Below are 14,808 nucleotides of genomic sequence, written 5' to 3'. Positions count from 1 at the left end.
CAAGTTACTCCGCGAGAAATCAAAGATGTAACCAACGATTGCTGAGCCAAGTTTAGGGTTTTCTCAAAACCCAAAGATGTTTGAACTGAAGAGTTTGATCATGGCTCAGATTGAACGCTGGCGGCAGGCCTAACACATGCAAGTCGAGCGGTAGAGAGGTGCTTGCACCTCTTGAGAGCGGCGGACGGGTGAGTAATGCCTAGGAATCTGCCTGGTAGTGGGGGATAACGCTCGGAAACGGACGCTAATACCGCATACGTCCTACGGGAGAAAGCAGGGGACCTTCGGGCCTTGCGCTATCAGATGAGCCTAGGTCGGATTAGCTAGTTGGTGAGGTAATGGCTCACCAAGGCGACGATCCGTAACTGGTCTGAGAGGATGATCAGTCACACTGGAACTGAGACACGGTCCAGACTCCTACGGGAGGCAGCAGTGGGGAATATTGGACAATGGGCGAAAGCCTGATCCAGCCATGCCGCGTGTGTGAAGAAGGTCTTCGGATTGTAAAGCACTTTAAGTTGGGAGGAAGGGCATTAACCTAATACGTTAGTGTTTTGACGTTACCGACAGAATAAGCACCGGCTAACTCTGTGCCAGCAGCCGCGGTAATACAGAGGGTGCAAGCGTTAATCGGAATTACTGGGCGTAAAGCGCGCGTAGGTGGTTCGTTAAGTTGGATGTGAAAGCCCCGGGCTCAACCTGGGAACTGCATTCAAAACTGTCGAGCTAGAGTATGGTAGAGGGTGGTGGAATTTCCTGTGTAGCGGTGAAATGCGTAGATATAGGAAGGAACACCAGTGGCGAAGGCGACCACCTGGACTGATACTGACACTGAGGTGCGAAAGCGTGGGGAGCAAACAGGATTAGATACCCTGGTAGTCCACGCCGTAAACGATGTCAACTAGCCGTTGGGAGCCTTGAGCTCTTAGTGGCGCAGCTAACGCATTAAGTTGACCGCCTGGGGAGTACGGCCGCAAGGTTAAAACTCAAATGAATTGACGGGGGCCCGCACAAGCGGTGGAGCATGTGGTTTAATTCGAAGCAACGCGAAGAACCTTACCAGGCCTTGACATCCAATGAACTTTCCAGAGATGGATTGGTGCCTTCGGGAACATTGAGACAGGTGCTGCATGGCTGTCGTCAGCTCGTGTCGTGAGATGTTGGGTTAAGTCCCGTAACGAGCGCAACCCTTGTCCTTAGTTACCAGCACGTTATGGTGGGCACTCTAAGGAGACTGCCGGTGACAAACCGGAGGAAGGTGGGGATGACGTCAAGTCATCATGGCCCTTACGGCCTGGGCTACACACGTGCTACAATGGTCGGTACAGAGGGTTGCCAAGCCGCGAGGTGGAGCTAATCCCACAAAACCGATCGTAGTCCGGATCGCAGTCTGCAACTCGACTGCGTGAAGTCGGAATCGCTAGTAATCGCGAATCAGAATGTCGCGGTGAATACGTTCCCGGGCCTTGTACACACCGCCCGTCACACCATGGGAGTGGGTTGCACCAGAAGTAGCTAGTCTAACCTTCGGGGGGACGGTTACCACGGTGTGATTCATGACTGGGGTGAAGTCGTAACAAGGTAGCCGTAGGGGAACCTGCGGCTGGATCACCTCCTTAATCGACGACCGCAGCTGCTCCATGAGCTCCCACACGAATTGCTTGATTCATTGAAGAAGACGATAGAAGCAGCTTTAAGCTCCAAGCTGATAGCTCACAGCTAACAGTTACAAGCTCGAAATTGGGTCTGTAGCTCAGTTGGTTAGAGCGCACCCCTGATAAGGGTGAGGTCGGCAGTTCGAATCTGCCCAGACCCACCAATTTTGTAATGGGGCCATAGCTCAGCTGGGAGAGCGCCTGCCTTGCACGCAGGAGGTCAGCGGTTCGATCCCGCTTGGCTCCACCATAAACTGCTTCTGAAAGCTTAGAAATGAGCATTCCATCAAGGTGATGGTGAATGTTGATTTCTAGTCTTTTGATTAGATCGTTCTTTAAAAATTTGGGTATGTGATAGAAAGATAGACTGAACGTTACTTTCACTGGTAACGGATCAGGCTAAGGTAAAATTTGTGAGTTGCTCTTTGAGCAAGATCGAATTTTCGGCGAATGTCGTCTTCACAGTATAACCAGATTGCTTGGGGTTATATGGTCAAGTGAAGAAGCGCATACGGTGGATGCCTTGGCAGTCAGAGGCGATGAAAGACGTGGTAGCCTGCGAAAAGCTTCGGGGAGTCGGCAAACAGACTGTGATCCGGAGATGTCTGAATGGGGGAACCCAGCCATCATAAGATGGTTATCTTGTACTGAATACATAGGTGCAAGAGGCGAACCAGGGGAACTGAAACATCTAAGTACCCTGAGGAAAAGAAATCAACCGAGATTCCCTTAGTAGTGGCGAGCGAACGGGGACTAGCCCTTAAGCTTCTTTGATTTTAGCGGAACGCTCTGGAAAGTGCGGCCATAGTGGGTGATAGCCCTGTACGCGAAAGGATCTTAGAAGTGAAATCGAGTAGGACGGAGCACGAGAAACTTTGTCTGAATATGGGGGGACCATCCTCCAAGGCTAAATACTACTGACTGACCGATAGTGAACTAGTACCGTGAGGGAAAGGCGAAAAGAACCCCGGAGAGGGGAGTGAAATAGATCCTGAAACCGTATGCGTACAAGCAGTGGGAGCCCACTTTGTTGGGTGACTGCGTACCTTTTGTATAATGGGTCAGCGACTTATTTTCAGTGGCGAGCTTAACCGAATAGGGGAGGCGTAGCGAAAGCGAGTCTTAATAGGGCGTCTAGTCGCTGGGAATAGACCCGAAACCGGGCGATCTATCCATGGGCAGGTTGAAGGTTAGGTAACACTGACTGGAGGACCGAACCGACTACCGTTGAAAAGTTAGCGGATGACCTGTGGATCGGAGTGAAAGGCTAATCAAGCTCGGAGATAGCTGGTTCTCCTCGAAAGCTATTTAGGTAGCGCCTCATGTATCACTGTAGGGGGTAGAGCACTGTTTCGGCTAGGGGGTCATCCCGACTTACCAAACCGATGCAAACTCCGAATACCTACAAGTGCCGAGCATGGGAGACACACGGCGGGTGCTAACGTCCGTCGTGAAAAGGGAAACAACCCAGACCGTCAGCTAAGGTCCCAAAGTTATGGTTAAGTGGGAAACGATGTGGGAAGGCTTAGACAGCTAGGAGGTTGGCTTAGAAGCAGCCACCCTTTAAAGAAAGCGTAATAGCTCACTAGTCGAGTCGGCCTGCGCGGAAGATGTAACGGGGCTCAAACCATACACCGAAGCTACGGGTATCACGTAAGTGATGCGGTAGAGGAGCGTTCTGTAAGCCTGTGAAGGTGAGTTGAGAAGCTTGCTGGAGGTATCAGAAGTGCGAATGCTGACATGAGTAACGACAATGGGTGTGAAAAACACCCACGCCGAAAGACCAAGGTTTCCTGCGCAACGTTAATCGACGCAGGGTTAGTCGGTCCCTAAGGCGAGGCTGAAAAGCGTAGTCGATGGAAAACAGGTTAATATTCCTGTACTTCTGGTTATTGCGATGGAGGGACGGAGAAGGCTAGGCCAGCTTGGCGTTGGTTGTCCAAGTTTAAGGTGGTAGGCTGGAATCTTAGGTAAATCCGGGATTCTAAGGCCGAGAGCTGATGACGAGTTACCCTTTGGGTGACGAAGTGGTTGATGCCATGCTTCCAAGAAAAGCTTCTAAGCTTCAGGTAACCAGGAACCGTACCCCAAACCGACACAGGTGGTTGGGTAGAGAATACCAAGGCGCTTGAGAGAACTCGGGTGAAGGAACTAGGCAAAATGGCACCGTAACTTCGGGAGAAGGTGCGCCGGTGAGGGTGAAGCACTTGCTGCGTAAGCCCACGCCGGTCGAAGATACCAGGCCGCTGCGACTGTTTATTAAAAACACAGCACTCTGCAAACACGAAAGTGGACGTATAGGGTGTGACGCCTGCCCGGTGCCGGAAGGTTAATTGATGGGGTTAGCTAACGCGAAGCTCTTGATCGAAGCCCCGGTAAACGGCGGCCGTAACTATAACGGTCCTAAGGTAGCGAAATTCCTTGTCGGGTAAGTTCCGACCTGCACGAATGGCGTAACGATGGCGGCGCTGTCTCCACCCGAGACTCAGTGAAATTGAAATCGCTGTGAAGATGCAGTGTATCCGCGGCTAGACGGAAAGACCCCGTGAACCTTTACTATAGCTTTGCACTGGACTTTGAATTTGCTTGTGTAGGATAGGTGGGAGGCTTTGAAGCGTGGACGCCAGTTCGCGTGGAGCCATCCTTGAAATACCACCCTGGCAACTTTGAGGTTCTAACTCAGGTCCGTTATCCGGATCGAGGACAGTGTATGGTGGGTAGTTTGACTGGGGCGGTCTCCTCCTAAAGAGTAACGGAGGAGTACGAAGGTGCGCTCAGACCGGTCGGAAATCGGTCGTAGAGTATAAAGGCAAAAGCGCGCTTGACTGCGAGACAGACACGTCGAGCAGGTACGAAAGTAGGTCTTAGTGATCCGGTGGTTCTGTATGGAAGGGCCATCGCTCAACGGATAAAAGGTACTCCGGGGATAACAGGCTGATACCGCCCAAGAGTTCATATCGACGGCGGTGTTTGGCACCTCGATGTCGGCTCATCACATCCTGGGGCTGAAGCCGGTCCCAAGGGTATGGCTGTTCGCCATTTAAAGTGGTACGCGAGCTGGGTTTAGAACGTCGTGAGACAGTTCGGTCCCTATCTGCCGTGGACGTTTGAGATTTGAGAGGGGCTGCTCCTAGTACGAGAGGACCGGAGTGGACGAACCTCTGGTGTTCCGGTTGTCACGCCAGTGGCATTGCCGGGTAGCTATGTTCGGAAAAGATAACCGCTGAAAGCATCTAAGCGGGAAACTTGCCTCAAGATGAGATCTCACTGGGACCTTGAGTCCCCTGAAGGGCCGTCGAAGACTACGACGTTGATAGGCAGGGTGTGTAAGCGCTGTGAGGCGTTGAGCTAACCTGTACTAATTGCCCGTGAGGCTTGACCATATAACACCCAAGCAATTTGTAAACTCCAAGCCCCAGGGCGAACGAGAACCAGATTGCGGTGTGTGAAGACGAAACGAACCGAAAGTTCGCGACGCTCGATTGCAACACACAAACTATCGCATACCCATTCGCTGGAACGTGACCGCAAGGCACGCGCTGGCTACCGAATTTCTTGACGACCATAGAGCATTGGAACCACCTGATCCCATCCCGAACTCAGAAGTGAAACGATGCATCGCCGATGGTAGTGTGGGGTTTCCCCATGTGAGAGTAGGTCATCGTCAAGATTAAATTCCGAAACCCCTATCTGCTGATGCAGGTAGGGGTTTTGTTTTGCCCGCAGGAAAGTTCTTACGACACGCTCGGACAGCTCCCGGCTGTCACAGCCCCCCGACAGTGCTAAGGTTCTGCCCTAGCTTTTGCATTTTCAAGGATGCCTTTCATGCCGGACGCAACGTCCCTTAGCCCAGCTTTCATGGTGGTTCACGGGAATCGCCTTGATGAGTTGCGCAGCCTGGTGATCAGCTTGATGCGGCGCTACCCGCTGGCTCCCCTTGAAAATGAAATCGCCCTGGTACAAAGCAACGGCATTGCCCAATGGCTCAAGCTCGCACTGGCTGAAGACCCGGAAGATGATGATTCCGGCGGCTGCGGTATTGCGGCGGCCATTGATGTGCAATTGCCGGGCAGCTTCATGTGGCAGCTGTATCGAACAGTCCTGGGACGTGACGAGATTCCGGCCAAGTCCCTATTGGACAAGGCTCCGCTGACCTGGCGCCTGATGCGCCTGTTGCCGCAGTTGATCGAGCAGCCTCATTTCGAACCTTTGCGACGATTCCTTACCCACGACACCGACCTGCGCAAGCGCTATCAACTGTCCGAGCGCCTTGCCGATCTGTTCGACCAGTACCAAGTGTACCGGGCCGACTGGCTCGAGGATTGGGCTGAAGGTCGACACCAGACACGAAATGTCCGAGGCGAAATCAAGCCGCTCTCGCCGGCGAATTGCTGGCAAGCGGAACTGTGGCGTGCCTTGTTGCTGGATGTGGGTGAACAAGGCATGGCGCAAAGCCGTGCCGGCGTCCACCAGCGCTACATCGAGCGTATCAACAACCTGGAAGTCGCTCCGAAAGGCTTGCCGGCGCGGGTCATCGTATTCGGTATTTCTTCGTTGCCTGCCCAAGTCCTCGAGGCGCTTGCCGGTCTTTCCCGGTTCAGCCAGGTTCTGCTCTGCGTGCATAACCCGTGTCGTCATCATTGGGCGGATATCGTCGCCGACAAGGATCTGCTGCGCCACCAATACAAGCGTCAGGCTCGCAAGACCGGCATGCCCGCCGTCCTCGATCCGCAAACCCTGCATCAACATGCCCATCCGTTATTGGCTGCCTGGGGCAAGCAGGGGCGCGACTATATCAACCTGCTCGACAGCTACGACGACCCCAACAGCTACCGCGCGGTATTTCGCGATGGGCGAATCGACCTGTTTACGGATGGGACCCCTACGACCCTGCTCAGTCAGTTGCAGGATGACATCCTGGAGCTACGCCCCCTGAACGAAACCCGGGAGCACTGGCCTGTCGTCGATACGGAGCGAGATGGCTCGATCCGCTTTCATGTGGCCCACGGCGCCCAGCGTGAAGTCGAGATTCTCCATGACCAGTTGCTGGCCCACTTCAGTGCGGATCCGACCCTGCGCCCACGGGATATCATCGTCATGGTCCCGGACATCGACAGTTATGCGCCGCACATTCGCGCGGTGTTCGGTCAGCTCGACCGGAGCGACCCTCGTTTCATTCCATTCACGCTGACTGACCAGGGCCAGCGTGGACGTGATCCATTGCTGATTGCCGTCGAGCATTTGCTCAAGCTGCCGGACAGTCGTTTCCCGGTCAGCGAAATCCTCGATCTGCTGGATGTCCCGGCGTTGCGCGAACGGTTTGGCATCGATGAGGCCGACCTGCCGACATTGCACCGCTGGATCGAAGGGGCGGGGATCCGCTGGGGGATGAGCGCCGAACACCGTGCCGGGCTGGGGCTGCCTGCGGAGCTTGAGCAGAACAGCTGGCGTTTCGGCTTGCGTCGCATGTTGCTGGGGTACGCTGTCGGCAGTTCGCAGGCCTATGACGGCATCGAGCCCTATGACGAGATCGGCGGCCTGGATGCGGCATTGATCGGTCCGCTGGTTGCGTTGCTGGATGCCCTGGAAGTCGCTCATCAGGAACTCACCCAGCCGGCATCGCCGCAGCAATGGGGTTCGCGCCTGCACGACCTGATGCAGCTGTTTTTCCAGGCGAGCAACGAACATGACGACTATTTGCTGGCCCAACTCGAAGACTTGCGTGAAACCTGGCTGGAAACCTGTGAGTCGGTGGGGCTACACGATGAATTGCCGCTGACGGTGGTACGTGAAGCATGGCTGGCCGGGCTGGATCAGGGGCGACTGTCCCAACGCTTCCTGGCCGGAGCCGTCAACTTCTGTACCTTGATGCCAATGCGCGCGATCCCCTTCAAGCTGGTGTGCCTGCTGGGAATGAATGACGGTGATTACCCGCGAGCCCAGCCACCCTTGGACTTCGATCTGATGGGCGGCGATTATCGTCCGGGCGATCGTTCCCGCCGTGAGGATGACCGCTACCTGTTGTTGGAAGCGCTGCTTTCGGCCCGGGAAAAGCTGTACGTCAGTTGGGTGGGGCGCAGCATCCGCGACAACAGTGAGCGACCGGCATCGGTATTGATCGGCCAACTGCGTGATCATCTCGCCAGTGGCTGGCGGTTGGCCGATGACAGCAAGAGTCTTCTCGATGCCCTGACCCAGGAGCATCCGCTGCAACCGTTCAGTGCGCGTTATTTCCATCAGGGTGACGAGCTGTTCAGTTACGCCAGCGAATGGCGAATGCTCCACGACACCTCCGATCACACTGACAAAATCCAGGTGCTGGCACCTTACGTCCAGGAAGAACCCTTGGGCCTCGGTCAGTTGCAGGACTTCCTGCGCAATCCCGTCCGCCATTTTTTCAGCCAGCGGCTGAAAGTATTCTTCGAAGCCATCGAGGCGCCTCTGGCCGATGACGAACCTTTCGTGCTCGATGCGCTGCAACGCTACACCCTGAGTGACAGCCTGCTCGAGGCTGCGCTGGTACGCCTGGACCAGCCAGATCTGGCCCTGGCCGCCCACGCCCAGAGACTCCAGAACAGCGGCCTGTTACCGATGGCCGGGTTCGGAGAGTGCATGCAGCGTGAGTTGATCGAGCCCTTGCCGGATCTGCTCCAGCGTTACCAACAGCTTCTGGCGTTATGGCCCACACCGCTGACCAGTGCCGTGCCTGTCAGCCTGCACTTGCAGGGCGTGAGTGTCGAAGGATGGCTCAGTGGCCTGCACCAGCGCGCCGATGGTGCGGTCCTCGCCATCACGGCCATACCCAATAACATCGGCTCCACCAAGACCCGCAAGTGGCATCGCCTGATACGGCCCTGGGTCAACCATCTCGTGGCCTGCGCTAACGGCTTGTCGTTGACGACAGCGCTGGTGGCCAGTGATGACAGCTTGCTGTTGGCACCTTTCGAAGAGCCTGTCGCACGAAGGTTGTTGGGCGACATGCTGCAGGCTTGGCAGACCGGTATGCGCCAGCCGCTGCCGATCGCGGTGAAGACGGCTTTCGCCTGGCTGGGCCAGAGTGATCCACTCAAGGCCGAAGCCGCGGCGCGCAAAGCCTATGAGGGCGATGGACAGACGTTTGAAGGCGAACGGCGGGAGAACCCGGCCTTGGCTCGACAGTTTCCGGATTTCACGGCCTTGATGGCTGATGAAACATTCCCCGACTGGTGCGATGCGCTTTATCGGCCCTTGCTCGAAGCCCCATGGCGTTCATCGGCCGGCGAGGAGGCCCGTTCATGAGTCGGCAGACACCTTTGGCCCTGGCTTTTCCGCTACGAGGCAGCCAACTGATCGAGGCCAGCGCCGGTACCGGCAAGACCTTCACCATTTCGGCGCTGTACCTGCGTCTGGTGCTGGGGCATGGCGGTTCGGTGTCCGGTTTTGGCCGCGAACTGCTTCCGCCGCAAATCCTGGTGGTGACCTTTACGGACGCTGCCACCAAGGAGTTACGTGAACGAATTCGTACCCGTCTGGCCGAAGCCGCACGCTTCTTTCGCGACGAGATTCCAGCCCCGGATTCACTGATCGCTGCATTGCGCGATGAATTCAGTGCCGAGCAATGGCCTGGCTGCGCGAACCGGCTGGACATCGCCGCCCAGTGGATGGACGAAGCGGCCGTCTCGACCATCCATAGCTGGTGCCAGCGCATGTTGCGTGAGCATGCCTTCGACAGCGGCAGCCTGTTTACCCAGACCCTGGAAACTGACCACAGCGAATTGCTGGGCGAGGTCTTGCGCGATTACTGGCGGCTGTTCTGCTATTCGATGCAAGGCGAGGCGCTGAATTGGGTGCGTACCCATTGGGGAGGGCCGGCTGCGCTGTTGCCACGGGTGAGGGGGTTGTTTTCCAGCGAGCGTGACGACGGTGACGGGCTTGAGCCTGCCGAACTCATCGCGGCCTCCCTGCAGGAGCGCAGTGCTGCCTTGCTCGATCTCAAGGCGCCATGGCGACAGTGGGCCGTGGAACTGCTGGAGATCTGCCAGCAAGGCGTCGCCAGCAAGTCCGTCGATGGGCGCAAGATGCAGGCGCGTTACTTCGAACCGTGGTTTCAGAAAATCACCGCCTGGGTCGATGACGAAAGTCTTGAGTTGTTGGACATCGGCACCGGGTTCACGCGCCTGACCCCCGAAGGCATGGCCGAAGCCTGGAAAGGTGAAGTGCCCAGCCATCCCGGGCTGGACGCCATGGCCGGTCTCAAGGCCAGCCTGGATGCGTTGCCCACGCCAGATGCCGCCGTGTTGCAGCATGCCGCGCAATGGGTCGGGGCGCGTTTCGAAGCCGAGAAACGTCGCCGCGCCGAAATGGGCTTCGACGACATGCTGCTGCGTCTCGACGCGGCGCTGCAGGCCGACGGTGGCGAGCGTCTGGCGAGCCTGATCCGCGAGCAGTTTCCGGTGGCGCTGATCGATGAGTTCCAGGACACCGACCCGGTTCAATACCGGATCTTCGAAAGCATCTACCGCATCGAAGACAACGACACTGAGACCGGACTTTTCCTGATCGGCGATCCTAAGCAGGCGATCTACGCTTTTCGCGGTGCCGACATCTACACCTACCTGCGTGCTCGCCAGGCCACCGCCGGCCGGTTGCATACGCTGGGCACGAATTTCCGTTCCAGCCATGCCATGGTGGGTGCGGTAAACCATGTCTTCCAGAAGGCCGAGTCCCGTCCGAAGGGCCGCGGTGCCTTTCTGTTCCGTGAACCTTCGGGTGAGAACCCGGTGCCGTTCCTGTCCGTTGAGTCCCAGGGGCGCAAGGAGTCCTTGCAGGTGGCAGGGCAGGCCGTTGCGGCGCTGAATATCTGGCACCTGCCGTCGGAGCAGCCGCTTTCCGGTGCGATGTACCGGCAAGCCATGGCGGCCGCCTGCGCCAGTGAGATCACGGCATTGCTCAACGGTGGCCAGTCGGGACGCGACGGTTTCACGGTCGATGGCGAAACGCTGCGCGGGTTGCGCCCGGCGGATATCGCCATCCTGGTGCGCGACGGTAAAGAAGCGCAGGCCGTGCGAGGCGAGTTGTCCGCGCGGGACGTGCGCAGTGTCTATCTGTCCGATAAGGATTCGGTCTTCGCATCGCAAGAGGCGCGGGATTTGCTGACCTGGCTCAAGGCCTGCGCCGAGCCGGATGTGGAGCGACCGCTACGGGCAGCGCTGGCCAGCATCACGTTGAACCTGCCGCTGACGGAGCTGGAGCGCCTCAATCAGGATGAGCTGGCTTGGGAAGCCCGGGTCATGCAGTTTCGTGGTTATCGTTCGGTCTGGCGCAGCCAGGGCGTGCTGCCGATGTTGCGCCGCCTGCTGCATGATTTCGAACTGCCCCAGGCCTTGATGGCACGTAGCGATGGCGAGCGGGTGCTGACCAACTTGCTGCACCTTTGCGAACTGTTGCAGCAGGCCGCCGGTGAACTGGATGGCGAACAAGCCTTGATCCGGCATTTGTCCGAGCACCTGGCTTTGTCCGGACAGGCGGGGGAAGAGCAGATCCTGCGCCTGGAAAGCGATGAGCAGTTGGTCAAGGTGGTCACGATCCACAAGTCCAAGGGGCTTGAATATCCGTTGGTTTTCTTGCCCTTCATCTGTTCGACGAAACCGGTGGATGGCAGTCGATTGCCGTTGCATTACCACGATGAGGCCAACAAGGCGCAGATCAGCCTCAAGCCCACCGCCGAACTGATCGCCAAGGCCGATGACGAGCGTCTGGCCGAGGACCTGCGGCTGCTCTACGTGGCACTGACCCGTGCACAACATGCCTGCTGGCTGGGTGTGGCGGACCTCAAGCGGGGCAACAACAACAGCTCGATCCTGCATGTGTCCGCGCTGGGTTATCTGTTGGGCGGCGGCGTGCCGTTGGCCGAGTCGGTGGAGCTGAGGCGTTGGCTGGAAGACCTGCAACAAGGCAGTGTCGCGGTGAGTTGCCAGCCAGTGCCCGAAGCCACCGACGAGCGCTACCGGCCGCCGCGCAATGACGCTGTGTTGCTCGAACCCTTGGTGCCCTTGCGAAAAGCCAGCGAAAATTGGTGGATCGCGTCTTACAGCGCCTTGCGCATCGGCGAAAGCCTGAGCGAAGGCAGCGATACCGCGCCAGAGAATCCGCAAGCCCAGAAGTTGTTCGACGATGAGCGACTGGACCCGGACGCTCCCAGGGAGACCATCGCCCTCGGTGGCGATATCCACCGTTTTCCCCGTGGCCCAGGTCCCGGCACTTTCCTTCATGGCCTCTTGGAGTGGGCCGCCGGGGAAGGTTTTTCATCTGCGCCGACGGATATCGAGGATGCCATTGCCCGACGCTGCAATCGCCGAGGCTGGAAAGGTTGGATCATCACATTGAGCGACTGGCTGCAGCACCTGATCAAAATGCCCATGCCCGTCGGCAACGACCAGGCGCCGGTGGTGCTCGAACAACTGACCCGGTTCCAGGTCGAGATGGAGTTCTGGTTCGCCAGCCACAAGGTCGATGTGCAAAAGCTTGATCAACTGGTTTGCCGGTTCACCCATGGTGGTGTGGCCCGTGTCGCGGCGGAACCGGTGCTGCTCAACGGCATGTTCAAGGGCTTCATCGATTTGACGTTCGAGCACGACGGTCGGTATTACGTGGCCGATTACAAATCCAACTGGCTGGGTGTCGATGACATGGCCTACACCGTACAGGCCATGGAACAGTCGATCCTGGACCATCGCTACGACCTGCAATACGTGCTGTACCTGTTGGCCCTGCATCGCCAGCTCAAGGCGCGGCTCCCCGATTACGACTACGACCGGCATGTCGGCGGCGCGCTCTACCTGTTCCTTCGCGGCACCCGCTCGACCAGCCAGGGCGTGTATTTCACCAAGCCGCCACGGGCCTTGATCGAACAACTGGATCGGCTGTTCCAGGGCGCGCCCGAACCCAAGGCCGAGCCGGCGTGGGTACAGGGAGAACTGCTATGAGTCGTTCCTTTGCCGACCTGCTGCCCAAGGCGTCCGACGACGAGAGCCCGGTTGACCTGGCCCCCTTGAGCCGTGCCCAGGACCTGCTGTTGTTACTGACGCGCTGGGTCGAGCGCGGCTGGTTGCGCGCCCTGGACAAGGCATTCGTGGCGTTCCTCCATGAACTGGCGCCGGACGATGATCCCTTGGTCCTGCTCGCCGCTGCGCTGACCAGTCACCAACTGGGCCACGGGCATGTTTGCCTGGATGTGTTCGAGACCCTCAAGGAGCCGGACTTCGCCCTGTCGCTGCCCCCCGAGGGCGACCTTCAGCCAGGCGTGATGCTGTTGCCCTCGCAAATATTGCAGACACTGGACGGCACCCATTGGTGCAAGGCCCTGGCGGCCAGTCGTCTGGTGGCCCTGGCTGCGGATGAGAGCGAAGAGGCGCAGCAACGTCCGTTGGTGCTGTCTGGCAAGCGTCTTTATCTGCGCCGCTACTGGGGTTATGAACGACGGATCGACGAGGCGTTGCGCCAACGGCTGATTGACCATGAAGCGGCGCCTGGTGACCTGCGCGAGCGTTTGGACGGGCTGTTCGGACCGGCCGATGCCAACGCCCCGATCGATTGGCAGAAGCTGGCCTGCGCGCTGGCGACTCGCGGGGCCTTCAGTATCGTGACCGGCGGCCCGGGGACCGGCAAGACCACCACCGTTGTGCGCCTGCTGGCGTTGTTGCAGGCTCCGGCTGTCGAGGCCGGGAAGCCGCTGCGGATTCGCCTGGCTGCGCCCACCGGCAAGGCGGCGGCGCGCCTGACCGAGTCCATCAGCCAGCAGGTCCGGACCCTGGACGTGGATGAGGCTGTGCGCGAACGCATTCCGTGCGACGTCACGACAGTCCATCGTTTGCTGGGCAGCCGTCCCGGCACCCGGCATTTTCGTCACCATGCCGGCAATCGCTTGCCGCTGGATGTGCTGGTGGTCGATGAGGCGTCGATGATCGACCTGGAGATGATGGCCAATCTGCTGGATGCACTGCCGGCCCATGCACGGTTGGTGTTGCTAGGGGACAAGGACCAGCTGGCTTCTGTAGAGGCCGGTGCGGTGCTGGGGGATTTGTGTCGAGACGCCGAGGACGGTTGGTACAGCCCCCGGACCCGAGCCTGGCTTGAGTCGGTCAGTGGTGAGAACCTGGCGGCCAGTGACCTGCGGCAAGACCTCGACGGCACTCATCCCCTGGCGCAGCAAGTGGTGATGCTCAGGCATTCCCGACGCTTCGGCGAAGGCAGTGGGATCGGTCAACTGGCTCGCTGGGTCAACCAGCAACAGCCTGAAAAAGCCCGTCAGTTGCTGGAGCAAGGGCAATATGCCGATCTGTCCTCCCTGAAACTGGCGAGTGAGCACGACACCAAGCTGGAAAAGCTGCTGCTCGACGGCAAGCCAGAAGGGCCCCAGGGGTATCGGCATTACCTGAGCCTGTTGCGGCAGCGTCGCCCGGCCATTTCTCGTCCCTTGGAAGACGGTTGTTGGGCCGAGTGGGCTCGGGAGGTACTGGCGGCCTTCGACGAATTCCAATTGCTTTGCGCGGTGCGTAAAGGCCCGTGGGGCGTTGAAGGGTTGAACCAACGGATCACCGCGGCATTGCTCAAGGCTCGCCTTATCGATAGCGATCACCAGTGGTACGAAGGACGCCCGGTACTGATGACCCGTAATGACTATGGGCTGGGGTTGATGAATGGCGATATCGGCATTGCCCTCAAGCTGCCCGAGCGTGACGGGCCCGATGCCGGCAAACAGGTCCTGCGGGTCGCTTTCCCGCGTAATGACGGCCAGGGCGGTGTGCGTTTCGTCCTGCCCAGCCGACTCAATGACGTGGAAACCGTGTATGCCATGACGGTGCACAAATCCCAGGGTTCGGAATTCACCCATACCGCGTTGATCCTTCCGGATGCGCTCAACCCGGTCTTGACCAAGGAACTGGTATACACCGCCATTACCCGGGGCAAGCAATGGTTCAGTCTGATCGAACCGCGAGTGGGCATTTTCGAGGAGGCGGTCCGGCGCAAGGTCAAGCGCTTGAGCGGGTTGATGCTGGAGTTGGAGCCGGCTGACTGAATCATCAGCTTTTAATGGTTCATGCCCCACGGCAATTTTGCCTGTTTCGCTCCGAAGTCTACGTAACACGCGGCCTCGCTGGCTTTTGGGCACTGT

At 58.2% G+C, this 14,808-nt stretch carries 3 protein-coding genes, 2 tRNA genes and 3 rRNA genes; all 8 read left to right on the top strand.

Annotated elements, in window-relative coordinates:
• Positions 1–82 precede the first annotated feature (82 nt).
• The 8 genes from AO356_RS07960 (at position 83) to recD (ending at position 14,712) form a co-directional block, all read left to right on the top strand.
• Positions 83–1,619, top strand: a 16S ribosomal RNA gene (locus AO356_RS07960).
• A 123-nt stretch (positions 1,620–1,742) separates the two neighbouring features.
• Positions 1,743–1,819: transfer RNA gene (locus AO356_RS07955), tRNA-Ile, on the top strand.
• Positions 1,820–1,829: 10 nt separating this feature from the next.
• Positions 1,830–1,905, top strand: a tRNA-Ala gene (locus AO356_RS07950).
• A 241-nt stretch (positions 1,906–2,146) separates the two neighbouring features.
• Positions 2,147–5,038 (top strand): 23S ribosomal RNA (locus AO356_RS07945).
• A gap of 171 nt (positions 5,039–5,209) precedes the next feature.
• Positions 5,210–5,325: ribosomal RNA gene (rrf, locus tag AO356_RS07940) — 5S ribosomal RNA — on the top strand.
• The 16S, 23S and 5S rRNA genes sit together here with 2 tRNA genes alongside, the layout of an rRNA operon.
• A gap of 155 nt (positions 5,326–5,480) precedes the next feature.
• Positions 5,481–8,933 (top strand): exodeoxyribonuclease V subunit gamma, encoded by a 3,453-nt coding sequence (gene recC / locus AO356_RS07935; RefSeq protein ID WP_060739303.1) that lies wholly within the window; start codon positions 5,481–5,483, stop codon positions 8,931–8,933.
• Positions 8,930–12,619 carry an exodeoxyribonuclease V subunit beta gene (recB, locus tag AO356_RS07930; protein ID WP_060739302.1) on the top strand — a complete coding sequence of 1,230 codons (3,690 nt, stop codon included), beginning with the start codon at positions 8,930–8,932 and terminating at the stop codon, positions 12,617–12,619. The genes recC and recB overlap by 4 nt, the downstream gene beginning before the upstream one ends.
• The gene (recD, locus tag AO356_RS07925) at positions 12,616–14,712 is read left to right on the top strand and encodes an exodeoxyribonuclease V subunit alpha (protein ID WP_060739301.1); all 2,097 of its coding nucleotides are present in this window, start codon (positions 12,616–12,618) and stop codon (positions 14,710–14,712) included. Before recB ends, recD begins: the two co-directional genes overlap by 4 nt.
• Positions 14,713–14,808: the final 96 nt, after the last annotated feature.

This window comes from Pseudomonas fluorescens (assembly GCF_001307275.1).
GTDB lineage: Bacteria > Pseudomonadota > Gammaproteobacteria > Pseudomonadales > Pseudomonadaceae > Aquipseudomonas > Aquipseudomonas fluorescens_AA.
The sequence above is the reverse complement of the archived record's forward strand: the minus strand, read 5'-3'. Positions and strand labels throughout refer to the sequence as shown.

What these genes read in the sequence shown, in the direction of transcription:
- recC (WP_060739303.1), top strand. Translation starts at nt 5,481, where the DNA reads ATGCCGGACGCAACGTCCCTTAGCCCAGCTTTCATGGTGGTTCACGGG.
- recB (WP_060739302.1), top strand. Translation starts at nt 8,930, where the DNA reads ATGAGTCGGCAGACACCTTTGGCCCTGGCTTTTCCGCTACGAGGCAGC.
- recD (WP_060739301.1), top strand. Translation starts at nt 12,616, where the DNA reads ATGAGTCGTTCCTTTGCCGACCTGCTGCCCAAGGCGTCCGACGACGAG.